Source organism: Pseudoalteromonas sp. OANN1, assembly GCF_024124685.1.
In the GTDB taxonomy this organism is placed as follows: domain Bacteria; phylum Pseudomonadota; class Gammaproteobacteria; order Enterobacterales; family Alteromonadaceae; genus Pseudoalteromonas; species Pseudoalteromonas piscicida.
In genome coordinates, this window is the sequence record NZ_JAMXSE010000004.1 from 113716 (window position 1) to 140000 (window position 26285).

Genomic DNA, 26285 nt, shown 5'->3' on the forward strand with positions numbered 1-26285 from the left:
GTATGCTATTAGACCACAAGTTGGTTAGGCGGTTTGTGCCAACGTTTTGTTCGCCAACAAGATGGTAAAAGTGGTGCCATTTCCGGCTTTGGAATTAACTTTTAAGTCACCTTCTAAATGTTTTTTGACGAGATTATAGGTGACGGAAAGTCCAAGCCCGGCATGACCATGTTGGCGAGCTGTGGTGTAAAACGGCTCGAAGATCCGGTTTAGGACCTCATTACTCATACCGACGCCTTCGTCTTTGACCCGAATAAATATTTTATTGTCAGTGATCTCTAAACGAACAGCAGCAAATGGTTGGGTGTCGCTATCATTACTAAAACCATGCACTCGGGCATTCTCAAGCAGCTGCAACAAGATTTGCTGTAGCGCCTTAACGTTGATTTTGACCAGTTGTTCCAGTTTTCCTGTTGCGCTAAATTCAACGCGCATCTTTAACTGGAAACGTGCCGTTTGTTCGCAATAATCGCGAATAACTGCTTCTAGGTCGACAAGTTGCTCGACGTCAGTTTCTTGCTCTGCAGAGATATTCTTGAACTCTTGTACTAGCTTTGCCGTTTTGCCGAGATTTCGCTCTGCGATAGACAACCCAGAATCCAATGCTGCCATAATTTCTAAAAACTCAGCGTGCGACAAACGCTGAGTTTTCATGCCGGTTTCCATCACATCCACTTGCTCTTGGCAGGATGACACTGCGGTAATCGAGACGCCAAGTGGGGTATTTACCTCGTGAGCCAATCCCGAAACTAAACTACCTAGGCTCGATAATTTTTCCGCCTCTACCAGTTGCTGGTGGATCACATGAATGTGGCTAAGGAGCTGATTGATGGCAAGGCTAACATCAGTCAGTTCATTGTGGTTATCAATGTCGATACGTTTTTCGAGACTCGAGCTCTCAATAATGTGATTGATTTGCGAGCGAATATGATTGATTGGATGTTGAATAGAGCGATATAAAGCTAAGCCAACGGCGATTAAGCTCACCAATACAATCACAGAAAAAATAATGAGCAACAACTTTAGTTGGCTAAATTGTTGCTCGGTTTGCTCCACAATACTGAGTGCGACGTCATTTTGTACCTCGGTGAGAGCTTGTAGTGACGAAGTTAACGGATCGAACTTTTCATAGAGTGCAGTAACAAACTGATTTTGTGGAATCGCTAAAAATGTCCCTTGATTTATCGCGCTTTGGAGCGTGGCAATATGCGTAAATACGGCCTGCAGTTGGAACTCAATGAGTTCAACTTTGACTTGCTCCGCCGTCACCAAATATGTGTTTAGATAGCTTTGCCAGGCGTCGTTCATGACCCGAGTAGCATCTGCTATTTGCATCAACACCTCGTCTTTGGAGACCAGCCCTGCACGATACTTATGAAGTATGTCGACAATCTGAATCGCACCGTGATCTGATACTTTTTTTATTTGAATAAGCGGCACAACACGATCGGCGTATAGAGATTCTACTTCTGACTCAAGGTGAGCGTAACGGTTAAAAGCATATCCAAGCAGTAAGGCAAGCGCAATGATGGGAAACACAATTAGCAGCCATAATTTATGGCGAATATTAATTAGCTCTAGCACTACAGATAACTCATTTTTTACATATCAACTTGAAGTATAAGTGCTGTTGATAATGTCGCCATTTTTCGTGGTGAAAATTAAAAAAGCATAATGTGCGACTTGTGTCGCACTTTTTTGTTTGTTAATGTGTGACATATGTCGCAGTTGTGAGAAAAATAATGAAACCTAACTCAACCGAACTAATCGTTTTAAAAATCCTTTGGCGTGAACAGCCAAGAACGGGTAAAGAAATCCACACAGAAATAGGATCAAAGCTCAGCTGGAGCTACTCATCAACTCGAAAAACTCTTGAGAGAATGTGTGAAAAGGGTTATCTCGCCGAGCAAATGCAAGGCAATAAAAAAATATATTCAGCTGTCCTTGCTAAGGTACCGACTCTCGCACTTTATGCCCAAGAGTTTGCAAAGCAAATTATGGAGTTGGATGAGCCTCTGCCAATCGCTATGTTTTCAGATAGTAAGTTAATTGCAGCGGATGAATTAGATGAATTAGAAGCCATGTTAGATGAGTTAGCTAAGACGCAAGGTGATAAAGAGTAAGGTATGGAACTAATATTACTTTCGGTCTTGCTGTGGGTGGCGCTTAGTGGCTTAACGTACGCACTAGGTGTGAAATTTTCCGCTCGGTATGTACAGAATAAAGGACTTTGGTGGGGCGTGCTGGCAGTGACTTTTGTGCCTTGGATCCCACTTGAACACATGGAGCAACACAACGCCATTCCAGCCGTATTGTTTAATGCCAATTTACAACAATTTGCAGAGCCGCTGCTGGCAATGACGAAGCGCACTCAAGTTGCGTCTGACTGGCTAAACCTGACGCTTATGGCTGTATTTCTGGTCTATTGCGTTGGGCTAATCGCTCATCTTTTGGTACTTGGGCGACAGTATTGGCGAGTAAAACGCCTCTGTAGCACCGCCTCAAAAATAAAGCTCGGTGCACGGAGTTGCTATCAATTGCCAATTACTTGCTCTCCTTTTGTGTTCGGACTGTGGCAACCTAAAGTGTATTTGCCGGTGGAATTTGACACGCTACCAGAGGCAGAGCAGCAAGCACTTATTCTGCATGAGTTAACCCACATAGATAAGGGCGATCACATTGCCGTCGTAATTTGGCGAATACTCGCGACGCTTGCTTGGTTTAACCCGTTCATTGCAAAAATGGAACTGGGCTTTATTCGAGCGATGGAATATTGCTGTGATGAGGTGACGATAGCGAAGCACAGCCTTGAGCCTTTGGCTTATAGCAAAGCATTAATGAACTCTTTAAAACGAGCTGCTGCGCAGCCGAAAACGATGAATATGACAGCAAATTTTGCATCTAACTCATTGACTTTAGATGACTATAAAAAGCGTTTTAGCGTTATTCTTAAATCTAAAAAGAAGCCTAGTAACCTTGTGTTGATAGGGTTTTTTGTGTTGCTTAGTTCAGGTTTAGCCTATGGCAATATTCAATGGACAATGGGAACGGCGATGGTCAGTAAAACATGGACATACCCGGTCGCCACCCCTGAAATAACATCAAGGTTTGGGCATGTATCGAATTTTCGTCACAATAAAGCACATCAAGGGCTGGATTTAGCTGGCGGCGTTGGTGAACCTGCGATGGCGGTTGCCAGCGGTACGGTCACGATTGCCGATGATAAAACCTTGCCTGAGAATTACGGTAAAGTGGTGTTGATCCATCATGACAATGGTTATCAAAGTCTCTACGCACATCTTGATAGCATTGATGTTGAGGTGGGTGAGCAAGTATCACAAGGAGAAGTGATCGGTACCATAGGTGAAACCGGTCGAGTCACTGGTCCACATCTACATCTAGAAGCTCTACATAACAACACGCGCATTGATCCGCTTACCTTATTGGAAAATTAACATGATTAAAAAGCTTTCTATCGCCATTGCAATGATGGCAACTTTTGGCTGCTCGAAACAACCCGAGCAGACTCATTCGGTCAATAAAGCGCAAGAGAACACCTTTGTGTCGGCGCAAGCAGATCAAGAGCAAGCTGTTGTACATAATGGATCCGCTGAAGACTCAGTCGCGGCCCAAATCACCCAGGAGCTAAAGCCAGTTCAAGATATTCGTTTACTTGAACTTAAATCGGGTGAGAGTTTAGCGAATCTTTTAAGTGAGTTTGCATTCAGTGATCGCGATAGTTGGCTGGTGGAACAAGCCGTGAGTACGTGGACATCACTGACTAAGCTCAAGGCTGGACAGTTAATAGAAGCAGAGCTTGTAGACGGACAAGTACAGCAGATCCGCTTTGAATATACATTTGCACAGGTTATTGAGATTAAAAGAGTGGATGAGCAGTGGCATGCATCGCTAAGTGAACTTGAAACCGTCACGCAAACAAAGCGTTTATCGACAAGCATAGATTCTAGCTTTTTTGTGGACGCCAGCAAAATCGGGGTGCCTAACGACATTATCAATCAAAGTATTGTGGCCTTATCTCACCTTGTCGATTTTCAAAGAGAAGTATATGCCGGCGATCAAATTGATTTTGTATTTCAAGAACAGCAGCTTGTGGCAGCCGAAAAGTTACTCAAGCAAATCTCCAAACCTATAGAATTACAACATGTTGCGCTACTTTCAGGAAAAGAAAAATACCGCTTATACCGGTTTACTGATAATGGTGGAACGACCGCTTTTTACCACTCAGATGGTACCCTCGCGCAAAGTTTTTTAATGAAAACGCCGCTTAACGGTGCTCGATTATCGTCAAACTTCGGTAAACGTCATCACCCAGTGTTGGGCTATAACCGAATGCACAAAGGGATCGATTTTGGTGCGCCTGTTGGTACGCCCATTATGGCTGCGGGTTCTGGAAAAGTACTCAAAGCTGGGTGGGGCGGCAGCTTTGGTAATCGTATAGTGTTAGACCACGGTAAAGGCTATCAAACACTTTATGCTCACTTAAATGGCTTTGCGAACGGTCTCAAGGCTGGGACGCGAGTAAAGCAAGGCGATGTGATTGGTTATCTTGGTAATACCGGCCTGTCGCAGGCGCGTCACTTACATTATGAGGTGCATAAAGACGGAAAAGCCATCAATCCACTCACCCTAAAACAACCAAAAAACACCAAGCTAAGTGACACGCAATTTGATGAATTTAGCGCGCAGGTTGCACAAATTACCACACTGCTCGATAGCGAAAACACAAAGCTTGCTCACCATGATGGACAGTCGGGCCGCATGGGTAACTCAGATGACTAGTCCTGAAAGAAATCGCATTAACAGCCTCGACTTTATTCGCGGGGTAGCAATCCTATGTATTTTACTTATCAACATCGAAAGCTTTGCCTATCCCAATCCATGGGGCAGTTACCAATATGGCTTTATGACGGATATAGACAGTGAGGTAAGGTACTGGGTTTATGTATTTGCTCAGGGCAAATTTTACGGACTGCTGGCGATGTTATTTGGCGCAGGTCTCACCATTATTCTTCAAAAACAGCCATTTGAATTTGCTATTAAATTAAGTGCGGCTAGGCTAGTGGCTTTATTTATACTCGGCCTTGTTCATGCTTATTGTATTTGGAGTGGCGACATTCTTTATCACTATGCCGTGATAGGAATGATTGCCACCACCGTCATATTACTTGGCACCCGGGCCATCAAAGTCAGCATAGTAATTTGTTTGGCGTTTATGTTAGTTGCAGGTTTTGGCAGAGCAGAGCGCACCATCGCCCAATACGATGCTTACCAAGCAGCACTCAATGTGGACGAAGCGTCTCGCACACGAGACCAGCAAAAAGCGATTAATCGGTGGCAGAATAAAACCGAACCACGGACACCCATCCATCGTACTTTGGAAGAAACGCCAAGCTTAACTGAGTATTGGCAGGAAAACTTTGACAGCCCGCAAGTCCACAAAGGTAAGCTGTTTTATTCAAGTATTTTTTGGTCCACGCTAATGATGATGCTGATAGGCTCGCAGCTGTTTCAATGGGGATTGTTCTCAAAGACTAAACTTAGCCCATTTGCGGTAGTGGCACTGCTTTGCTTGATTGCGGTGTCATGTTATGCCACTCAAGCTCGCTATTTTCATTGGCTACAAAGTTCACATATCCCAGTGTTATCTTACGCTAAACAAATGATCATTGTACTTAACCGGGAGCTGCAAGCGATTGTTTACTTGGTTTTGTTATCTTTACTATATAACCGTTGGTTGCATCGGTTCAAACCCCTTGAGGCGATAAATCAAGTGGGTCGATTTGCGCTGAGCAATTACATTGGACAGTCACTGTTATTGGTGGTGATATTTTATGGCTTTGGATTACATAATACGCTAAGTCGCAGTGAGCTCTTGCTCTTATGGCTTGTTATTATGGCAGTGCAGCTGCTATTAAATGTGATTTACGGGCGATTCTTTAAGGTGGGTCCCGTTGAACGTGTATGGCGCAAACTAACAATTAAGTTACATGCATAATCGACTCGAATTTTTTACAAATTCGAACTTCATACCTAAGCTAACTTTGACCTAAAATTGATGTCTATACGTTAGCTTGAGGTAAGGTATGGAAATAGAAATAACACAAGGATGGGACATTGAGCATGCGCAAGCGGCTGCTGAGCTTTATGTTGATGCGTTTGGTAGCAAATTCAAAGCCGCAGTGCCGGATCGCAATAAGCTGATCACTATTATCGCGAAGAGCTTCATCTCAGAATACTCTTTTGCTGCCTTTGCAAACGGTAAGTTAGTGGGGGTTGCGGGCTTTCAATATGGCAAAAGCGGTTTTACATCGAATATGGGCTTTACTGGACTCATTGACGAATTAGGCTTGCTAGGCGGGGTTAAAGCCGCAGCGGTGTTTACCCTATTTGAGCGAAAGCCTGCGCCCAATGAAGTGGTGATGGACGGCATTGCTGTTGCAGAATCGGTTAGAGGACAAGGTGTTGGTACTGCGCTTTTAGTGGCACTGCAGCGCTATACCAAACAAAGCGGGTTTCACGCTTTACGACTTGATGTCATTGACTCTAACCCTCAAGCAAAAAAGCTTTATATGAGAATGGGCTTTGTTGCCTCCCATCACGAAGATTTTTCTTATCTCAATTGGTTAATCGGTTTTAGCGGGGCAACAACGATGTTGTGGCGTCCATAGGACCGGTTTTCTGTGCTGCAAAAAATAAACGTGAAAGATAAGCAGACCTTAGGCATTTGCTTTTGCTATGAAGTAACAAGTAAAATGCCGAACTTTACGCATAACCAGACACCGACATGACAGCAATAAACCCTGTATCGACCCTCCTTAATCATTTGCAAACCCAAGCCGTACCAAACGAGCTAAGGCGTCTATTTCATGGACGTGGTCGTTGCTATGAAGGGCTTGAACAAATCACAGTAGATTGGTTACAAGGTCAGCTCTTAGTCTCTTTATTCAAGGAGCACGACGTTGACTTGATAGCGTCGTTAAAGCAGGCATTATTATCACTTGTGGAGACCGAAGCGTTTAACGGAAAACTCTCTGCTATTTTACTACAGCATCGTTATTTGCCTGACTCAGATCTCGAGGTTTTGTATGGTGAATTAACTGCTATGCCTATCGTTGAAGAAAATGGACTTAAATATGGCTTAAAGCTCGGCGTAAAGCAGAACATGGGACTGTTTTTAGATATGCGTTTGGGTCGTGAGTTTGTTAAAGCTCAGTCTGCGGGGGCTCGGGTACTTAATCTGTTTTCTTATACTTGTGGGTTTTCTGTTGCGGCAATTGCGGGCGGAGCTGCCCATGTTGTGAATCTGGATATGGCAAAAGCGGCGCTCAAGCAAGGCCGAGTCAACCACCAACTCAATGAACACGACCTCAGCAAGGTGTCTTTTTTAGGCCATGATTTGTTTAAATCTTGGGGAAAAGTACGTAAATATGGGCCGTACGACCTAATCGTAATTGATCCGCCAAGCTTTCAAAAAGGCAGCTTTGCACTGACCAAAGACTATCAACGAATTTTAAGAAAGCTTCCTGAGTTACTTACGCCAAATGCCCAAGTGTTGGCGTGTGTGAATTCTCCTGATGTTTCAAGCCAATTCCTCATTGATGAAATGACCAGAGAGGCACCAGCGCTTACGTTTGTTGAACGTTTGCAAAACCCACCTGAATTTAAAGACATTGATGAGCAAAGCAGCCTCAAGTGTTTACGGTTTAAAGCAAGTTAATCTATTTTTTAGCACTTTTACTGGATGTAAAAGTGTGGACTAATACAGATAACCATTTAGTATTGAAAAGCGACCATTCAGCAATATTCAGAGTGCTTTTCGACGTTAAATGCGTACCATGAACGTATTCAGTCATTATTTGTGTTAATTATTTGCTCAAACCGTATAGCACTGAACGCTTAGCGTTGGCGCTATCAAGAGTCAATCATGTTATCGCGACAGGATTAGCCGCTACTTTAACGAGTCAGGTGGTGGGGAAAACCTCACTAATTGATGTTTGCAGCTTTTAGTTGCTTTGTGTATTTTGCCGGTGTGATCTGAAAGATAGTTTTAAACTCGCGAATAAGATGAGATTGATCAGCGTAGCCGCAATCTAGTGCGAGTTGAGCGATGTTAATGTCAGGCGTTTCTCTCAGTTTTTGTTTAGCCAATCGAACTCTATAAATGCGAGCTAAATGTTTAGGGGTGATCCCACAATGTGTTTTAACTTGTCTCTCTAATTGCCGTTTTCCGATGGGAGTTTGAGCATATGCTTGCTCTAAAGAGGTCATTGAAACAATATGCTCAAGGAGTATTTGGGTATGTAGGATAGAATTCTGTCGAGGAATTGGCATATTCAATATCGGCTCTAGAAGTCGAAGTAATGCTGTCAGGTTGGCACTAGTTTGCAGCGTGTTCAACAAGGGCAATATATTATTGGGATTTGCTATAGGGTGTTGCAGCGTTTTCAGAAATGCCAGTCCCGCGGGTTTAAAGCGGATCCCGAAAAAACATGCCTGTTCAGAATAGTTGACTTTGCTAGACTGAATGGCAATTGGTTGCAGATAAAAGGGGGCTGTGAGCGGATTGTCATTGAAGCTAACGAGTCCACGAAGAGGGAAAATAAATCCAGTTGCCCCGTCGCTTGGAAGCCAAGTTTCTCCGCGCTTATGTGATTGTGCAAACCAGATAGCTTGCACATAGTTAGCGATTTCACCTGTTGGGTTTATTAATTCAAGCGTTAGTTCTGTGCTCATTGAACTCTACATTTGGCTTAAACATTTTCACGATCCGATTCCAGCTGTTGATGGCATTAATAGCGATAGTTAACGTGGTCAATTCTCTATCATCAAATTCTACATTGAGTGTTTGATAAAAAGCATCATCAATCACTTGTGCGTTTGTCAGCTTTTCACAAAGCGCTAATGCCAGTTTTTCTTTATTGGTGTACAACGGCATGTCTTGCCATGCACTTAATCCAATAATTCGATTAGTGGTTTCACCATACTCTAGTGCCTGTTTAGTGTGCATTGCAATACAAAAAGCGCATTGATTGATTTGTGATGCTCTAAGTTTAACAAGCTCCCAGATTGTGATTCCAAAAGTTGCGTGGGCTTGCTGTTTTAATAATTCCTCTTGTCCCAATAAGTGTTGAATAAGCTCAGGTGCCCGATTGAAGTAGTCTGCTCTTTTCATTTCTGAATCCTCATGTTTAGTGATACGTATAGTGTAATGAGGTGTAAGCGGTAAAAATTGAAAAAAAACGTCTTTGTAATAAAATTTTAAGGAGGGAACACACAACTCTACTTTAAAGGATGGTTGTAAAATAATGTGCGATGTAAATCTTGCTTTAGCGCTTTATCATTTATCCATACTCAAAAAAATCTGGCTTCAAGCCAACAACACTGTCACAGATAGACAGCAGCTAGGAGAATCTGTCGAGTTCGAATTATATAAAACGACTTTTGACATACTTGGCCTAAGTTTATCTCAAGCACATCAGTTACAGTTTCAATATGCACACGATTACGATAGTTTTATTGATGCAATTGTAACAATTGCTCAGCCAAGTAGTGAAAAAATAGCACTGCTAAAACATGTCACCTGCCAGATGCCTTGCCCCGACAGTTATCAAGAAAAAATAGCTGCTGTTCAGAATATGCCGGATGTACTCACTGAGGACGACCTGAAATGCTGGCAGGACAACGGCTATGTCATCGTTAAGAATGCAGTGAGTGCTGAAGGCTGTGCCAATGCGAGAAATGCCATCCAAGACTATTTGGAGATTGAGTTAGCAGACCCAAAGACTTGGTATAAGGTTAACCAAGAAAAAATGAGTCGCAGTATGGTGCATTTGGTACAACATAAAGCACTGGAAGACAATCGGAATTCAATGAGAATTCATAAGGCCTTTAGCCAGTTATGGCAAAGCGAACAACTGATAGTTTCAGCCGATCAGTGTGGGTTCAACCCGCCTGAAACTGCGCAATCTAGCTTTCAAGGTCCTGATCTACATTGGGATTTAGATTTCTCTAAGCAACTCAAGTTTGGCACGCAAGGGATTTTGTATCTATCAGACACTGAAGAAAAACAGGGTGCAACAACTATTGTACCAGGATTTCATACAAAGCTAGAGTCATGGCTTGCAACGGCTCCATGGGATCCATGTATACCAAACACCGAGTACTTACATCAACTAGGTTCCAAAGCAATTGCAGCCAATGCCGGAGATATGGTGATTTGGCACCAGTTTTTACCCCATGGTGGCAGCGCGAATACAGCAAACACACCTCGTATAGTGCAATACATTAATATGCATCCATTCCCCGAAATGTAGAAGGTGAAAAAATCTCTATTTGGTTAATTTTTGTCTTAACTTGGCGGCGAGTAAACAGTAGTATGATTGTGAAGTTTGGGAGAATGTAGCAACTCACCACAAGGAAAAGCCGTCGATGCAATTAGCACAACTCAATATAGCCACCGCTAAATACCAAATGGATGCGCCAGAAATTCAATACTTTGTAGAAAGTTTAGACCGCATTAATTTACTCGCAGAGCAAAGCCCTGGCTTTATTTGGCGCTTAAAAGATGAAACCGGTAATGCAACAGAGATTAAGGCGTTTGATGATCCAAATATTATCGTCAACATGTCTGTATGGCAGTCGGAGCAAGCGCTCAAAGATTTTATGTTTAAAACCGCACATAAGGAATTTTTGGCTCGAAAAAAGGAATGGTTTCACCGCGCTGAACAGGAAACCTACGTGTTGTGGTGGGTTGAAGAAGGCCATATCCCGACACTGGATGAGGCCAAAGAAAGGCTTGATTACCTGCGTCGCTTTGGAGATTCGGCTTATGCCTTTACGTTTAGAAATAGTTTCACCGAACTAGACCTAAGGGAGAGGGAAGCTTGTGAAGAAGATTAATCTTGTGCACCGATGAAATGATAGTCAACCCTAAGGGGGAGAGCCGCGTGGAGTGGTGAATACCGATGATGTTGGTGATACACTTACCGGAGATCATGATGTATGGATTTAACGAAAAATGCGCGCGGCACTAAGAAGCAAGATAATAGAAGTATGTGATAAAAAATCGCACAAAAAGGGGATAACGTTGGCGTATCATTTTACGCTTTTTTTGCCAATAAAAACACGGACCCTGCATTACTTATGGAAGCGGCAACTTGGTGGATACAAACTCACGAACTAGACCACTTCGAAAAGGCGTTAAAGATAAAAGCAATGGTTGAAAGTGGAAAGTAGGCCCAAAGGACATGATCATGGGCCATCAACCGAGATGACCCAACTGGCAGTTACAGCGTGTAAAACGACACAAAAAATACGGCAACAGATGCAAGTGCAAACATAGTGTACTCAGTGATGGTTTGTTTGCGTTTCTCATCATCAGTTTTAGGGGCTGTCGCTATCATTAGCAGGCTAGTGACAAACATTGCTAATGAATATAAACATAAAATTGATAAGGTAGCATCTGTAAACATATAAGCCTCGACTTGGTTCTACTCATTTTAATTACGTGTATCATGGCCACACAGATCAACCTCAATACACGTTTATTTAAGTTGTATTCGCTTCTAATTACAGTAAATTATACTGTGTTTTTAGGTGTTTCTGAAAGGAGTAAAAGATGCAAGTTGAGTATTTTGTGGTTGACGCATTTACGCGTAAACGTTTCGGTGGTAACAACGCTGCAATCGTTGAGCTTGAAAATTGGCTTAGCGACGGCTTAATGCAGCAGATAGCCATCGAAAATAACCTTTCCGAAACCGCCTTTTTGAAGCCAATTGGTAACAATCATTATGAGATCCGGTGGTTTTCTCCAATTACTGAAATTGACTTTTGTGGTCATGCCACGCTTGCCGCGGCGTATGTGCTTTTTAATCACAAGGGAAAGTCAGGAGAGATAAAATTTCAAACCCAAGAAGTCGGGACACTCGCTGTTAAGCAAGTGGCTGATGGTCGCATTGTGATGGAATTTCCGAACTTAGCCCCTGAGTTAACTGAAGCCCCCGATGCACTGCTGGAAGGGCTTAACGTAACACCGACGCGGGTACTTAAAAATCGCCAAGCGTATTTTGTGATTGTTGAGACTGAGCAGCAAGTACGCAGCTGTGAGTACGACAGCGATAAACTGAAAACCCTTGCGCCTTTTGATGTTGTGGTAACAGCAAAAGGCGATGACGTTGATTTTGTGTCGCGCTACTTTTGGCCCGCCAACGGGGGCGATGAAGATCCGGTTACCGGTTCAATTCATGCCGGGTTAGCGCCATACTGGGCAAAGGCGCTAAACAAACAGAAACTTTATGCACATCAGGCTTCAAAACGTGGCGGTGAGCTATTCTGTGAAGTGACAGATACAAATGTCATCGTATCTGGGTTTGGTGTACTTTACGCAAAAGGAATATTCGAAATTGAGGACGAATAAGATTCACTTCATACAGGCAAAAGAAAGTGACTTTGATTACCTATTGGCACTGCGTAAAGCGACCATGGTGCCTCACTTAGAAAATGCAGGACTGTTTTTGACTGAGGCTGAACATAAAGCCCGAGTATTATACGAATACTCAAGCTCACATTTGATTTATATAAATGAAAAATGTGTTGGCTTGGCTAAGTTTAAGCAACGTGAACATGACTATTACCTCTTTCAGCTGCAAATAGAGCCCCACCAACAAGGAAAGGGGCTCGGTGCACAAGTCATTAAAAGCTTGATAGAAACCAACTCAACGTTGCCTTGGGTATTGACGGTGCTTAAAGCGAATCCCGCGAAGCGTTTATACGAGAAGTTGGGACTTGTGCAGTTTGATGATGATGAATATGAGTTTCATTTTAGGCGTGAACCTAATCCCTAAATTTAGTATTCTCTAGCCAGTTTAAATTTAAAAGAGTTGTTATGGCAAAACAAATATGGGTAGATGCCGATGCCTGCCCCGTGGTAATAAAAGAAATGCTGTTTCGCGCTGCAGTGCGTACTTCTACCACGGTTACATTGGTTGCAAATCAATATCTAAAAACGCCTCCGTCTCCTTTTATTCAAAAGCTTCAAGTCCCAAAGGGATTTGATATTGCGGATAACGAAATCGTGAAGCGCGTTAATGAGGGTGATTTGGTTATTACCGGCGATATTCCACTGGCAGACGAAGTCATTGAGAAAAAGTGCACTGCACTTAATACGCGCGGTGAATTACTGACGAAAGAAAACATAAAATCTCGCTTAAATATTCGTGACTTTATGGACACGATGCGTGCCAGCGGCGTACAAACTCAAGGGCCACCACCTTTGTCTCAAGCTGATAAGCAAAATTTCGCCAATCAATTGGATACTTGGATCACCAGAAACACAAAGGGGTAAGTATGGCTTACAAGGCGAGTTGTTTGTGTAAAGCGGTTCGAGTTGAGATCCGTGGACCAATCGGCGATATCATTCACTGCCATTGCTCTTTGTGTCGCAAGTCTACAGGCACGGCTTATGCGACCAATGGCTTTGTACAATGGAGTGATTTTGTGATTCTAAGTGGTGAAGAGGCACTAAACATCTTCGAGTTTAAACCTGGAAGAAAGCGTCATTTTTGCAAACATTGTGCAAGTCCAATTTTTAGTTCGAACGAAAGCGATCCAAAGCGGGTGAGGTTAAGACTTGGCATTTTGGACTCGGATATCAAAGAGCGGCCAATATCACATAATTTTGTCTCTTCAAAAGCCAATTGGGACGACTTAGATGCGCCGCTTCCTCGTTACGATGCATTTGAGCCTAGTCGCGATTTATCAACAACATCGGGAGGTAACTTGTGACGGGTATTAGCGATTTATCGCAATTATTAAAAGACATTTCCCCGACGCTTGATGATACACCTTATGTATTTTGTACAGTGCAAAAAAGCCTTGCTGAGTGCGTAATTTTCAGTCCAATTGCGACCTTTTTGGAGCGCGAGGGGTTAACGCTGGTAGTCACCAAGCAAATGGCAGACGAGCATGGATTGGATTACAGCTGTGTGATGAATAAAATTACTTTGCAAGTGCATTCGAGCTTAGAAGCCGTAGGGTTAACTGCTGCATTTTCCAATGCGCTAAAAGGTGCAGATATTAGCGCGAATGTAATTGCGGGCTTCTATCATGATCATATTTTCGTACCCGTAAATGATGCTAAGCGGGCGGTACACGCGATACAAACGTTGGCAAAATGACATTGATAAATCTCGAAGATTGTTAGGAAGCATGAAAGTTTACTTTAAAAGAATGGCCTCCAAAGGTGTGTGTCCTCCGAGAAAACCGCTTAAGAAAATCCTTTGGTCATGGGTTGGTGCAATGGTGGGGATCTTGTTGATTACGGTGATTTCTAACCTCGCTTTACCATATGGTGTTGGCAGCGCATTGCTCATTGGCTCTTTTGGTGCAACTGCCGTTATACTCTATGGCGCTCCTATGGCAGAGTTCTCTCAACCGAGGAATTTACTGGGCGGGCATTTCTTTTCAGCTTTACTCGGCGTCAGCATTTTTATTTTGCTTGGAGAAGAGAGTCTGTTTGCAGCACCGCTTGCGGTATCGCTCTCAATTGTTGTGATGCACTTTACTCGAACCTTGCATCCACCCGGTGGAGCGACCGCGTTAATCGCCATTATTGGTGGTGAGTCTGTTCATAACTTGGGATATATGTATGCATTTTATCCCGTGTTGGTGGGGGCTCTGCTGATGCTATTGGTCGCGCTGTCTGTGAACAATATGTCGCGCAACCCCAAATGGCATTACCCAGTTTATTGGTTCTAACTATTTTATATAAAAATTTAAAAGGACAGGCATGTCAAAAATTGAATTCGTCCCTTACCAATTAGTCCCAGCTAGCTTTAATCCATGGCGTGAAATATTTGTTGAAGTGGCAGAAGAAGTGATGGTGGCATTAGCACACCCTGAACTTGAATTTCTACACTTTGGTTCAAGCTCTTTTAAGGTTGCTGGCAAAGGGATTATAGATATCTCTGTGTTATACAAACCCGGGAAATTAACACAAGCTGTTGAACATCTTAAAAATTTAGGCTTTAAAGATCAGCACAGCGATAATCCATTTCCTGATACTCGTCCGAGAAAAGACATCGCGGTGATGTATCAAGGTGAGTTGTTTCAAGTGCATGCTCATGCCATTGAAAAAGGGAGTGAAGAACATATAAAGCAAGAAAAGTTTAAAGCTTATATGCTCAGTAATCCTGACGCGCGTGCGGAGTATGAAACTCAGAAGCAATTAGTAATAGCGCAAGGTATAGCTTCTCAAGATGAGTATGGAAAAGCTAAAGCACCATTTGTAAAACGCACTTTGAAGGACATCCACTTTAGTTAACTTATGTTCGCATAAATCAGATCTTTATAGCTGTTAGTGTGAGGACAATGGATAAGACCTAACACTAACAGCCCTACTTTATTTGGCTTTTCAGACTTCCAATTAATTGTTTCTACAAATTGATTATTTTAACCAGCCTAATCGGTTCACCATCAACGTCAAACTCACCCGTGATCTCAAGTAATCCATTTTTCAATCCTTGTAACTTATCTACTTCAATTACTTGTGTTTGATAAGGTAAGAAAGTAACAGGCTGCTGCCAAAGTGAACCTTCATTTTGAAATGATTGAAATGGAGTAAAATCGACGCGTAATATACCACTCGATGCACCTGAATAGGGACCGGTTAGCGTGATGGTAATATTGTCACGAACAGTGACTTCCATTTTTACCCCATCAAAAGGTTTCTCTGACGTTAGAAGAGGCTTTTGTTGTGTTAGTCCGTTCCAACTAATCACTAAGTTCTGAAAAGTATGCTTTGGCAATAGAACACGATGTTCACCTGAAGCTAGAATTTTTTTGTAGTTACCGTAACTTAGCGCAACAGCATGCTTACTGGGGTTGTTGACGTAAAGATAGTGCATTCCATCAGAAAAATAGCTTTGGGTGTTGATACCACTTAGCGTAAAGAGCGCATCGTCGCCAAGTGTTGATTGCCAACTTTGCATCAAGTGATTGAGGATTTTATTCTCAGTTTCAGTGACTGTCCTTGATTTCTGTTTGCTAAATATTTCGCGAAGTGGGGTCATACAGTCATTTAACTGAGCGCTATATTTCACACAGGTGTTAAAGGCTCTACGCAGTAATGATGCGCCTTTAAAGTGCCAGGGATTAGCGGTTTGTTCATTCGTGATCAAGTAATCATGCGCGGCAAAGTAGGGTGCTATTCTATGATTATTATTTCGGCCAAGAAGACTGATTTTTTGCAAGCTAAGCGCTGAAATGTCGATTTGGTTCAATTGTAATCTAGCCAGTTGCTCATGCTGTTGTGTTTTCATTTTAATAACTAGCACATCGTCCTGCTTTGAAAGCGTGAGCGCAAGTTGATGATACTGCTTGATATCCATGCGTAATTGCGGCAGCAGTGCGATAGACTGTGCGGGGAACAATGCTTGATTGCTTGAGATCGTTAACTTTACTCCTTCTTGAAGGGTAAATTGCAGTAAGTTGTCTTTACTAAAGTCAACTTCTTCAACTTTAGCGCGTCCAAGACGCGCATCTAAGCTTTGGCTTGTTAAGTCAGCGATTAACGCAACGCCAATTTCCCCACGTTTAATCTGCTCTGGCTCGAAGTCGATTAGTGCTGCAACACTATTCTCATTAAGTGAGTTGATTAGAGGTGTTTTATCTGGTGCGGGAAAATCCATCACGGCATGTGTAGAAGAAAATTTTGGATGAATGTCGAGACGATTAAGTGCTTTGCTTTCGGTATTTCTGAGCCAATATGCAGCACCGTTTTGCTCCCAAGGCCCATCGACAATATAAAAACTTGGCGTGGCAGAGCTCACAAACGCTGCAAACTGCTGTTCAAGCTGGGGCCAATTGGGGAAGGTCTGTTTTAAGAGTGCATTGGCAGTTGGCAAGGTGTTTTCAGAGTGAGGGTTTGCGTCCATTAATTTGCCGATAAAGCGTTTAAAATATTGATATCGCTCAGGATCGCTCAATAAAAAATGCACGATAAAAAAGTTTAGTCCGCGTTTGAGTGATGGATCATCGTTGATTGCTTCGAAAGATGGCTTTCCATTTTGGTGATACTGCTGTAAACCCAAGTGCAGATAGTTCATTGGAGCACGGTCGAAAACCATCACAGTTAACTGCTTTTTATTTGGATCATATACGTGGCTTGCAATGGAATCAGCCATCCCCTCAGTGATCCAATTAGGTGCCCAAGTTGAGTGACCGTTCAGAGCCATATGAAACGCATGCATGGTTTCATGGATCACGATGTAGCGCTGGTGATGCTGGCGATGACTCGGAAAGTTGTACCCTGCACGGTTATAAAACATGGTTTCGCCGCCAGCCGTTTTATGTACGCCTCGCAAAAAGCCATCGTCCAGCATGGCTTCTTTTGTGCGTTGGCGTGAACTGCCATAAACGACAGCAATTCTCTTTTTATCAATCGCAGCGGGCGCCATACCAAACAATTCAACATAGTGAGGATAAGACATTTCTAGTAATTCTAAATAGAGTTTTACTTTGTCCTCAGGCAAGTCACTTTTTAACGCGAAATGTTTACTCACCCACCAGTCATATCCCCTCGAGTTAGCTATTTTTCCATCGCTATAAGTGAGCGGAATTTGTTTACCAATATGTTGGATATCGATGTGTTTCAACGTGCTGACTCGGCCATTAACGCTTACTTCCGAGCGCATATCAGCGGGGCTTGGTATAGCGATAATATCGCTTCGCGTAGTTTTACATCCGCTGAGTAACGCAAGTATTGCAATTAGAGGAGCAAATACTAGCCGGGGCTTTTGGATAGAGGGTATTCGCCAATAAAAGGTATGGAATAGATAAAATAATGACATGATACTTTTCTCTCGTTGTTATTTGTGTATATTGTATGCAATATAAAATAACAAAGATAACAGGTATTGTCATTATGCAAAATCAGCAGCAGTGGGGTGAACCAGATCTCAATGAGGCAAATTGGTCAAAGTCGTCTTCTGGGTTTGGTCGAACTTTTTACATTGCGAATATCATGGAAATATTTGAGCGGCTCGCTTGGTATGGCTTCTTCGCCGTATCATCAATTTATATGACAACACCGAAGTCGCAAGGCGGTATTGGCTTTACTGATATAGAGCGTGGCGCCGTACAGGGGATTATTCCCTTCTTTTTATATCTTTTGCCTGTTGTAACTGGTGCGCTAGGAGATCGCGTCGGGTATAAAAGGATGTTCTTTTTTGCATTTTTGATCATGACGCCAAGCTATTATTTATTGGGACAGGCACAGAGTTTTTGGCCGTTTTTTGCTGCGCTGAGCTTTGTTGCGCTGGGTGCTGCTTGCTTTAAACCTGTGGTCGTTGGCACCGTAAGCCACAGTACAAACGATGGTAATCGTGGCCTTGGATTTGGGATCTTTTATACCATGGTGAATATTGGTGGATTCTTAGGTCCATTGGTTGCGGGGTATATGCGCGCCATTAGCTGGGATGCGGTATTTATGATGTCGGCAGTTTGGATTGCCATAAACTTTATTCCCTTGATGTTATTTTACAAAGACCCGCAAACATTACCTAAAACCAAGCAATCTTTTACTCAAGTATTAAAAACCGCACAGTCGGTGCTGGGTAATACTCGTTTAGCACTTACGCTGTTTGTCGCACTGGCGCTCTTGATGTCAGCAGGAGTCGGGTTTGCTAACTACAGTCAAGCGTTTACTTGGATTGCAATATGGCTAGCAGCTAACTGGGTGTGGGACAGAGTGCTTATAAATCGAGCGCCAAATAAAGCATGGTGGCAACAACCAATGAAGGTAAGTAACTTGCCATTTGCGTTATATTTACTGATCCTTGCAGGCTTTTGGACTGTTTATAATCAGCTGTTTTATACTTTACCTGTGTATAGCCGTGATTATGCAGATACCCGAGATATATTGGCGTGGTTTGGCGATTCTGGCGTCGCGTTTTTAGCGCACGTTGATATTGATAAGTTAACTGCTGCCATTTTTACGCTGTTCAACGAGCTTAAGGAAAGCGGCGCGGTACCTATTGAAACCACTAGGCTTGAATGGGTTCACCTCAAAGTGAATGTCCCACATGAGCAAATACAGTTGATAATGCAAACGCTAAATGCGCTTCACGATAATGGACAGGCACTTTCCCAGCAGCAAGCGCAAGCCCTTGCTGAACAACTCGTACAATATCGTCAAATTAATCCTGAGTATCTTATTAATTTAGACTTTGCAGCGATTGTGATCGCACAAATTTTGGTGAGCTTTCTCTGTCAGCGATTTAGACCATTTTATGTGTTAGTCACTGGCTTACTGGTGATGGCGGTTGCGTTTATCGCATTACTTAGCGATAGCGACTGGTTAAGCGGTCAGCTCATTGTCACTGTCATATTGCTTATCGCGCTTGGTGAAATGCTTGCCTCTCCTAAAAGCCAAGAGTATGTTGCGAGTATCGCGCCTCAGTCTCAAGCTGCGTTGTATATGGGATACTACTTTGTTTCTATGGCGCTGGGCTTCTTGTTTGCTGGATTTTTATCTGGTTGGAGCTATAAAGTGTTGGTGCAAGAAATGGCGGCACCAGAGTTAATGTGGGGGCTATTTGCCGCTATCGCACTTATAACCGCCATTGCATTATTCTGGTTTAACAAAGTGATAATAGACAGAAAAACATAGTTTTTTGAAATGGGAACAGTTATTGGTCGCGATCAGTTTGTTTGCAAGTCATATTCTTTCTACACTCAAGCAAAAAATGAGGAAGTAACATGAATAAAAAAATATGGATGAGCACGGCACTCTTTGTTTCCAGCAGTGTGTACGCGCAAACGTATGTTTTAAACGCTGACTCTGCGATTGATGTGGTGTCAGGCAAGCTTATCTCACCTGCAACTGTGGTCGTTGAAGATAATAAAATTATCTCAGTCGGAAAATCAAATCGTAAAGCCTATCCAAAAGGTGCAGAGGTGATAGACCTAAGTGGCCACACATTATTACCCGGTCTATTTGATATGCATGTTCACCTAACTTCAGACGCACATGTTCATGGCTACAAAAGGTTGCAACGCACTGCACCTCGTGCGGCAATTACTGGTGTTAGAAACGCTAAGCGCACACTAGATGCGGGCTTTACGTCTGTTCGTAACCTCGGTGCTGCTGGCTATGCTGACATCGCGCTGCGCGATGCCATTATTGATGGTGACGTATCAGGCCCACGTGTAAACGCAGCAGGTCCTTCACTTGGGATCACTGGCGGCCATTGTGACAACAACCTCCTAACCCATGAGCATAAAGTATTTTCAGAAGGGGTGGCTGATGGACCTTGGGCAGTAAGGCAAAAGGTACGTGAAAATATTAAATATGGCGCTAACTTAATCAAGTTCTGTGCAACGGGTGGCGTACTATCTAAAGGCACTAAAGTGGGGGCTCAGCAATATTCCCAAGAGGAAATGACGGCGATTGTGACCGAAGCACACTTACGCGGTTTAACGGTTGCTGCCCACGCGCACGGCACGGATGGTATCAAGTCTGCAATTAAAGCAGGTGTGAATTCGGTAGAGCATGTAAGTTTTGTTGATGATGAAGCCATTCAGCTAGCCAAAGACAAAGGCACGTACTTCTCTATGGACATCTACAATACGGAATATATCCTTGGCGAGGGCGAAAAGGCAGGTATTTTGCCTGAAAGCTTGGATAAAGAACGTAAGGTGGGTGCAACTCAGCGTGCTAGTTTTACAAAAGCGGTAAAAGCAGGCGTGAATATGGTGTTTGGCTCTGACGCTGGTGTTTATCCTCACGGTGACAATGGTAAGCAGTTTAGCCGCATGGTGAAATTTGGCATGACTGAGCTACAAGCCTTACAGGCTGCCACTATTAACTCAGCGACGTTACTCAAGCAAAATACACAATTGGGCTCACTTGAGGCGGGAAAACTTGCTGATATAATCGCGGTTAAAGGTAACCCACTAAAAGACATTAGTGTGATGGAAAACGTCATCTTTGTGATGAAAGATGGCAAAGTAGAAAAGCAATAGCCAAACGTTCCGCGCAGTTCTTATGCAAAGAACTGCGTAGCTTTGCAATATATCGTTGTAATCATAATAAAAATAAGTGGACAGGCAACGTTTTGAGACAGACTACATTTTTTATCGTGTTAACTGTGGTTGCTTGGTAAATATTGTTCCCAATTCGACACGGCAAATGGATATTCACCAGTGACATCTACTCGACTGCGCCAAAACTGCATCGCGCCAGTATTAATCCCTTGATAGACAAAAATAACATCTGCAGCAACTCTATCTCCACTGTTGCTAACATTGACGTCAACATTGATCAGCTGATAACCATTGGGATTAGGACCATCTTGGCGGCTTTGGTAGTAAAGGTGAAATGACTGTTGGTATATCGTAGGGTTGTTATATAGTACATAGTTTAACGCGCGCATTGCGTCACTATTACCTCTAGATATATTGAGCGAAGTTATTTCAGTAACAAGGTTTTGAAACTGATCGTTATTTGCCTTGACGCCGTGCAGCACCTCACCAAATGGCAGTACCATCACTGGAATGATTGCACTAACTAGTACTGTGTTTGGTGAGTGCATTTCGCCGATAATTACCACTTGTCCGGTTTCACCATTTGTTGTTCGATCTAGTGCAGTAATACATTGAGTTAGCAGTTCATCTGTTGGAATGAGTAAAGTATAAAGTTGCTCAATGTAGCGATTATCCAAGACCCATTTCATGCTGCGCGCTATGTAACGATTTTTACCTAAACTTAAGCCTTTAAACAGCTCGTGATTAAGTTGTTTATTCCTGTTGAGCCTTTGTAGCGCAATGTCATCATTGACGTTCTCCAACATGGGAAGCTGTGTTTCTTGATTGCCCATTAAGCTATTTTGATATAGCTCTTTTTCTAGATTAAGGGTCGGAAATTGGGCATTTATCACACCAACGGCATAGACAAAGTTTGAGGATACGGTTGAAGGTTCTGAGTTTGTTTCATCGTTGGCCAACCTCTGACTAAGTGGCAAATTTTGTTGAGTAGATAATGATTGGTTCATGAAGCCTCCCTAAATACTTTTCGCAAATGGCGCTAGTCTGGATGAAACAAAAGGATAGTGGTTGGTTACGTCGATATTACAGGCATAGCGGCTACGATCTGCACTACACAGAATGAACTCAACAACGTGGCGCATTGGTTCAGAGTGTATGTGTTGTAATTGGATAGCTTGAATATCATCAATCAATAAGTGTTGGTTGCTATCAACGACGATTTGATAGAAGTGACTCAAAAAATAGTTACTGGCTCTGTCTTTCTTAGTTAACCCGATAGTGGGTTTAAGTGCTGGCAGCTCAAGCTGTTGGTTGGCTGGTTTACCATCTTTGAGTATTGGGACTTTGATATCGGTAACGGCAACTAGATGCTTTACCGTGGCGGTTGGCAAAGCAATGTCATCGTAGTGCTGTGCGGCATGTTCGCCTGTTAGCTCGCCAATAACCACATAAGTATTTTGTTGTTCTGTTGTATTGATCAGTGCATTCAGTTGTGTCGGTGTATCTGGCTCAAGGATATAAGTGTCTACCAGGTTTATGGTAAGAACCCATGTTGCTTGTTGCGCTAAATATAAAAATGGCCTGTAACTCAACTGAGGTTGACTGTCCATGGTTACACGATAGTTGAACACTTTATAAAACTCTTCGGGATTGGCCTTTATAGACAACGCAGCAGCTTCATATTGCTTTTCGAGGTTTAAGGTCGGAAAGCTTGGTTGAATAACACCAATTGCATAAATAGATGTATCATGATTGTCATGAGGCGCAAACTGTATTGGCACTGTTTTATCATTGTGTATTGAGGTCTTCATTTATATCCTTCCTTTGCATTAATCCAGTGGTATCGTATTCAGCAGCGGGAGGAATTGTTGTATTTCTGTATTGATAAAAGGATACAAGCCACTCACGTCGATACGACAAAAGTAATAATGATGTTTAGCAGAAGCGTTTTCTTTATAGGTTAGCGTAATATCAACAATCTTATGTTCAGACACTGCGTCAAATTGGGAAAACGTGATGTCGGTTAGAGAAGCACTTGGCACGGTTGCAGACCCAAGACGCATTTTATGGGTTTGTAAGTAGATATCTGGATAGCGAAATGCAACAAAATTCTTAGCTCTATCAAAGTCATCGCGGCCAGCATTTGGTTCGACTTCTAGTGCTTTTATCACATCTTGAATGGCATTGGTTTCCGCACTGGAAATTTTTTGAATTGTATTATGCAGCTCTGACAATGTTTGATGATATACCTGATGACAAACTATCTCAGCTAAATTGGAGTCGTGGTTATTAGAAGAATGGCCAATGACGCAGGTATACACTAGCTCCAGTGTATCTTTAGGTGGCTGTAGCGCTTCAATTAGCTCTTCTAACTCGACTTTTGTCGCGGGAGTTAAGTGGTAACTCAGCTGTTTTTGAATGACTAAAATCCAAGAAACTTGCTCGGCAAGATAAAGATATTTGTCTCTGTTAGGATCGCCAATCGGCAATGATTTATTAGTGAAAACTTCGTAATAGGCTCTTTCATCGACTGCGAGCTCCATTGCGGCTTGTAAAAATTGCTTTTTTATTCCCTCATTAGGAAAGACTATTTCTACTTGCCCCACTGCATAAATGTAGTCAAAAGCAGCGCATTGCACGGAAGTAGGATGCTGAATTTCCTGCGTTTGCATTTGCTCGGATGAGTCAAGGTCTTGCGGGACGCTCGGTAGCCTAGCATCGTTTGCCTCTACCGGGGCTATGCCAAGAGTGTCTGAGTCACAAGTTTTGCTATCTTGTGTTTCAGCGTTTTCAGAACTGCAAATTGCGGGATCTGCTGAGGTGACCTCAGGGTGTAATTCGCTCATATTATTCTCTTTTTTGATGAAGAAGTGCTGATGGAGCACAGCACTTCACTTTGGTGTTAACTACTTGCAAGGATCTTCTTCGTTGCAATACCTGTAGTTGCGGTGTCTATCGAATAGAGGGTTGTAACACCCATAGTGGTGGCAGCTTGAGCTGTAACAGCCATCTGCTGCTGAGCTGTGGTTGCATTATGAGCTGCGTTTGCAAGCGCTTGTGAAGTTGCTTGGAACAAGTTACCCATTGACATTGCTGGAGCATCACCTAGTACTTTTACGTTTGCTTGGGTGACTGAGTCAGTGATTTGGTCGTTTACAGAAGTTGGAAATGCCATGATTTTTTCCTTAATGGTTAGTTGCTTTTTAGCGTTAATAACTAAAGGATAATGTAGCCCGCTCCGTCACAGATGTTTTGGTTTAACTAATTGTTTTTATGGTAGATTGGACGACTTTAAAATGCGTAATATTTAACAGTGTTTGGTGGTTTTTACGCATTGCGGCTGTACAACTGAGCTAAGGGAGTACTGACGGTGTAAAAATAACCCCATCATGAGAGCTCCATACTTTTCTCGCAATGGGGTTAGTCATTAGCTATGCCTGTCCATCAAACAGGTTTAAATTACAACCCGTTTATCAGCTAAGGAATGCTTTACTCGTTGTCAGCTTTTGATTCACTGCGAACTTGCCTCTTAGCTAAGTCACCTGCTGACTAAACCGTATTGATAAAGTGGGCATAAATTGACATTTCCAACTGAGTTGGCATTTTTAACTATATCGCGGGCCGCTTTTACCAACTTGGTAGAAGTTATGATGTTTGCAAATTGTGAGTTTAACCAGTCTATGAAAAAGTAAAGGTGTGAGTGTGATGAGATCACCACCTAAGTTGAGTTTGGTGGTTAGAAAGTCGACTTATGCCCTCACGTATATCCGTCATGGTTATTTCTGTGCGTGCTTCGCTGAGTAATCTTAATGATACAAAGCGTAATACATTGATAATATCGGCTCCACTCAGTGGATATTGCTCTGCAAGTTTGTTTAAACATATATTGCTTGATAGGCGAGATTGGTGGCAAAGTCCGCTTTGCCAAATTTCTAGTCGCTGTGCAGCCTTTGGTGCCTGAAACTGGACAATCGATTCAAATCGGCGAAAAAACGCGTCGTCGATATTATCTTTATAGTTTGACGCTAAGATCACCACACCGCTAAAGCTTTCAATACGCTGCAGCAGATAGGCGACATTTTGATTAGCAAACTGATCGTTAGAAGAGCTGGTTTTTAAGCGCTTAGTGAAAAGCGCGTCCGCTTCGTCAAAGAAAAGGATCCAGTCACGATGCTCTGCAAGGCTAAACAGCTGTTCAAGGTTTTTCTCTGTTTCTCCAATATACTTTGAGGTGATCAGCGATAAATCGACTTTATAGACTAATTTATCTAGTATTTTTCCAAGTACGCTCGCCGTTAGGGTTTTTCCTGTTCCGGGAGGGCCGTAAAACAGTGCTCGGTAACCGGGGCGGAGTTGTTTACCAATTTTCCATTGCGTTTGTAGTGTCTTGCCATATTGAACCCAAGTAATAATTTCGTTTAGCTGATGACGAGTGGTATCTGGTAGCTTTACATCATCCCATTCAAGTACTGTGTTTACTTGGGTTGCAGGAAACTGATGACTTGTTTCTGGCCGGTATGGCTCTGCAGTCGTGAACATTTGTATAAACTCGGGTTTAAGAACCAAGGGGATGTTTAATCGTGATATACCCTCAGATTCTCGATGACTGTCCATCATAAGGTTAAATAATTGGCTTGAATGGATCGTTTGAAGGACATCAAACTCCGTGTTGAGATTATTTCCGTCAAGAATGAATGCCGCTGTGATCCCCGTTGTGAATATCAGCCCTTGAGATTCTTGTATACCAAACTCACTAAAAGGGCGGTTTGTTTGTTCGTTGATTGACAGGAAAATGTCGAGTAAAGGGGCATTGATAACCGGAACAAATGCTAGAATAATTAATAATCTTTCAATCAGGTTTGGCTTGCTGCGGGTAATAAAGTCCGCAAATTCAGAGCCTGAGTTATCTAGCGTAGGTGGCAGTGGAAATTCTTGCTCAGTATTATCGAGTGACTGTCCAAAGTAATGTGACACACGATATTGAATAGCACGCTGCAGCCAGTCGCACTCTTGTTCTAAGTCTTTGGCATTTAAAGCCGCTTTGGAAGGAGTTTGAGCTAAAGGCTCAAAGTTAGATTGCCACATTTTACTTCCTTATTTTTTAAATAAGCGTTCCACAGTGTAGTTTGTGCGGCTGCGAATCTGATTGGCAACTTTAGGGATTATGTTGGTATAACAGACTAATTGCTGCAGGTTCTTTTATTTAAGAGGTGGTTGGTTAC

Annotated in this window: 27 protein-coding genes and 1 pseudogene; 18 read left to right on the forward strand and 10 right to left on the reverse strand. The window is 42.7% G+C overall.

Features of this window, described 5'->3' with window-relative positions; genetic code table 11:
- Positions 1-24 precede the first annotated feature (24 nt).
- Complete coding sequence (locus NH462_RS23000; RefSeq protein ID WP_253104617.1) at positions 25-1584, reverse strand: ATP-binding protein; 1560 nt, start codon at positions 1582-1584, stop codon at positions 25-27.
- A 158-nt stretch (positions 1585-1742) separates the two neighbouring features.
- Between NH462_RS23000 and NH462_RS05285 the strand changes: the two genes are divergently transcribed.
- The 6 genes from NH462_RS05285 (at position 1743) to NH462_RS05310 (ending at position 7738) form a co-directional block, all read left to right on the forward strand.
- Entirely contained in the window at positions 1743-2123 is a 381-nt protein-coding gene (locus NH462_RS05285) for a BlaI/MecI/CopY family transcriptional regulator (protein ID WP_010371797.1), read from the forward strand.
- Positions 2124-2126: 3 nt separating this feature from the next.
- Positions 2127-3455 carry a M23/M56 family metallopeptidase gene (locus NH462_RS05290; RefSeq protein WP_253104620.1) on the forward strand — a complete coding sequence of 443 codons (1329 nt, stop codon included), beginning with the start codon at positions 2127-2129 and terminating at the stop codon, positions 3453-3455.
- 1 nt (position 3456) lies between these two features.
- On the forward strand, positions 3457-4800 hold the full coding sequence (locus tag NH462_RS05295) for a peptidoglycan DD-metalloendopeptidase family protein (protein ID WP_253104623.1): 1344 nt from the start codon (positions 3457-3459) through the stop codon (positions 4798-4800).
- Positions 4793-6016 (forward strand): DUF418 domain-containing protein, encoded by a 1224-nt coding sequence (locus NH462_RS05300; RefSeq protein WP_253104626.1) that lies wholly within the window; start codon positions 4793-4795, stop codon positions 6014-6016. Before NH462_RS05295 ends, NH462_RS05300 begins: the two co-directional genes overlap by 8 nt.
- An 88-nt stretch (positions 6017-6104) precedes the next feature.
- Positions 6105-6689 (forward strand): GNAT family N-acetyltransferase, encoded by a 585-nt coding sequence (locus tag NH462_RS05305; protein WP_253104629.1) that lies wholly within the window; start codon positions 6105-6107, stop codon positions 6687-6689.
- A 116-nt stretch (positions 6690-6805) separates the two neighbouring features.
- Positions 6806-7738, forward strand: coding sequence for a class I SAM-dependent methyltransferase (locus NH462_RS05310; RefSeq protein WP_010371782.1), 933 nt, complete (start codon positions 6806-6808; stop codon positions 7736-7738).
- Between the two features lie 266 nt (positions 7739-8004).
- Here NH462_RS05310 and NH462_RS05315 read toward each other — a convergent pair whose 3' ends face one another.
- Together NH462_RS05315 and NH462_RS05320 are read right to left on the reverse strand one after the other, a co-directional pair.
- Positions 8005-8754: a helix-turn-helix domain-containing protein gene (locus NH462_RS05315; RefSeq protein ID WP_253104632.1), complete on the reverse strand. Its 750-nt coding sequence runs from the start codon at positions 8752-8754 to the stop codon at positions 8005-8007.
- A complete protein-coding gene (locus tag NH462_RS05320; RefSeq protein ID WP_253104634.1) occupies positions 8732-9193 on the reverse strand; it encodes a carboxymuconolactone decarboxylase family protein in 462 nt (153 codons plus the stop codon). The genes NH462_RS05315 and NH462_RS05320 overlap by 23 nt, the downstream gene beginning before the upstream one ends.
- Before the next feature lie 133 nt (positions 9194-9326).
- Between NH462_RS05320 and NH462_RS05325 the strand changes: the two genes are divergently transcribed.
- The 3 genes and pseudogenes from NH462_RS05325 (at position 9327) to NH462_RS05335 (ending at position 11256) form a co-directional block, all read left to right on the forward strand.
- A complete protein-coding gene (locus tag NH462_RS05325) occupies positions 9327-10334 on the forward strand; it encodes a phytanoyl-CoA dioxygenase family protein (RefSeq protein ID WP_253104636.1) in 1008 nt (335 codons plus the stop codon).
- Between the two features lie 115 nt (positions 10335-10449).
- Entirely contained in the window at positions 10450-10920 is a 471-nt protein-coding gene (locus NH462_RS05330) for a DUF3291 domain-containing protein (RefSeq protein WP_010371763.1), read from the forward strand.
- Between the two features lie 118 nt (positions 10921-11038).
- A pseudogene (locus NH462_RS05335) lies at positions 11039-11256 on the forward strand (DUF6500 family protein).
- Between the two features lie 50 nt (positions 11257-11306).
- Here NH462_RS05335 and NH462_RS05340 read toward each other — a convergent pair.
- Entirely contained in the window at positions 11307-11492 is a 186-nt protein-coding gene (locus NH462_RS05340; protein WP_010604566.1) for a hypothetical protein, read from the reverse strand.
- Between the two features lie 146 nt (positions 11493-11638).
- Here NH462_RS05340 and NH462_RS05345 point away from each other — a divergent pair, with 146 nt between their 5' ends.
- Genes NH462_RS05345 through NH462_RS05375 form a run of 7 tightly spaced genes read left to right on the forward strand, consistent with a single transcriptional unit; the run spans position 11639 to position 15340 of the window.
- Entirely contained in the window at positions 11639-12436 is a 798-nt protein-coding gene (locus tag NH462_RS05345; RefSeq protein WP_253104639.1) for a PhzF family phenazine biosynthesis protein, read from the forward strand.
- A complete protein-coding gene (locus NH462_RS05350; protein ID WP_253104642.1) occupies positions 12423-12863 on the forward strand; it encodes a GNAT family N-acetyltransferase in 441 nt (146 codons plus the stop codon). The genes NH462_RS05345 and NH462_RS05350 overlap by 14 nt, the downstream gene beginning before the upstream one ends.
- A gap of 41 nt (positions 12864-12904) precedes the next feature.
- Positions 12905-13363 carry a YaiI/YqxD family protein gene (locus tag NH462_RS05355; protein ID WP_010371749.1) on the forward strand — a complete coding sequence of 153 codons (459 nt, stop codon included), beginning with the start codon at positions 12905-12907 and terminating at the stop codon, positions 13361-13363.
- A 2-nt stretch (positions 13364-13365) separates the two neighbouring features.
- Entirely contained in the window at positions 13366-13803 is a 438-nt protein-coding gene (locus NH462_RS05360; protein ID WP_253104645.1) for a GFA family protein, read from the forward strand.
- Entirely contained in the window at positions 13800-14195 is a 396-nt protein-coding gene (locus NH462_RS05365; protein WP_253104648.1) for an ACT domain-containing protein, read from the forward strand. The genes NH462_RS05360 and NH462_RS05365 overlap by 4 nt, the downstream gene beginning before the upstream one ends.
- Positions 14196-14226: 31 nt before the next feature.
- Positions 14227-14775 carry an HPP family protein gene (locus NH462_RS05370; RefSeq protein ID WP_253104651.1) on the forward strand — a complete coding sequence of 183 codons (549 nt, stop codon included), beginning with the start codon at positions 14227-14229 and terminating at the stop codon, positions 14773-14775.
- Positions 14776-14806: 31 nt separating this feature from the next.
- Positions 14807-15340 (forward strand): GrpB family protein, encoded by a 534-nt coding sequence (locus NH462_RS05375; protein WP_010371739.1) that lies wholly within the window; start codon positions 14807-14809, stop codon positions 15338-15340.
- A 112-nt stretch (positions 15341-15452) separates the two neighbouring features.
- Here the strand turns inward: NH462_RS05375 and NH462_RS05380 are convergent, their stop codons facing one another.
- A complete protein-coding gene (locus NH462_RS05380; RefSeq protein ID WP_253104653.1) occupies positions 15453-17867 on the reverse strand; it encodes a hypothetical protein in 2415 nt (804 codons plus the stop codon).
- Positions 17868-17941: 74 nt separating this feature from the next.
- On the opposite strand from NH462_RS05380, the gene NH462_RS05385 reads away from it, so the two are divergent.
- Together NH462_RS05385 and NH462_RS05390 are read left to right on the forward strand one after the other, a co-directional pair.
- Positions 17942-19687 carry an MFS transporter gene (locus NH462_RS05385; protein WP_253104656.1) on the forward strand — a complete coding sequence of 582 codons (1746 nt, stop codon included), beginning with the start codon at positions 17942-17944 and terminating at the stop codon, positions 19685-19687.
- 89 nt (positions 19688-19776) lie between these two features.
- A complete protein-coding gene (locus NH462_RS05390) occupies positions 19777-21042 on the forward strand; it encodes an amidohydrolase family protein (protein WP_222243193.1) in 1266 nt (421 codons plus the stop codon).
- A 119-nt stretch (positions 21043-21161) separates the two neighbouring features.
- Here the strand turns inward: NH462_RS05390 and NH462_RS05395 are convergent, their stop codons facing one another.
- The 5 genes from NH462_RS05395 to NH462_RS05415 all read right to left on the reverse strand — a co-directional run bounded on the left by NH462_RS05395 (position 21162) and on the right by NH462_RS05415 (position 26148).
- The gene (locus NH462_RS05395) at positions 21162-22070 is read right to left on the reverse strand and encodes a hypothetical protein (RefSeq protein ID WP_253104659.1); all 909 of its coding nucleotides are present in this window, start codon (positions 22068-22070) and stop codon (positions 21162-21164) included.
- 9 nt (positions 22071-22079) lie between these two features.
- On the reverse strand, positions 22080-22874 hold the full coding sequence (locus tag NH462_RS05400) for a hypothetical protein (RefSeq protein WP_253104662.1): 795 nt from the start codon (positions 22872-22874) through the stop codon (positions 22080-22082).
- A gap of 18 nt (positions 22875-22892) precedes the next feature.
- The gene (locus NH462_RS05405) at positions 22893-23909 is read right to left on the reverse strand and encodes a hypothetical protein (protein WP_253104665.1); all 1017 of its coding nucleotides are present in this window, start codon (positions 23907-23909) and stop codon (positions 22893-22895) included.
- 56 nt (positions 23910-23965) lie between these two features.
- Positions 23966-24238: a RebB family R body protein gene (locus NH462_RS05410; RefSeq protein ID WP_010371716.1), complete on the reverse strand. Its 273-nt coding sequence runs from the start codon at positions 24236-24238 to the stop codon at positions 23966-23968.
- 536 nt (positions 24239-24774) lie between these two features.
- A complete protein-coding gene (locus tag NH462_RS05415; protein WP_010371712.1) occupies positions 24775-26148 on the reverse strand; it encodes an ATP-binding protein in 1374 nt (457 codons plus the stop codon).
- Between the last annotated feature and the right edge of the window lie 137 nt (positions 26149-26285).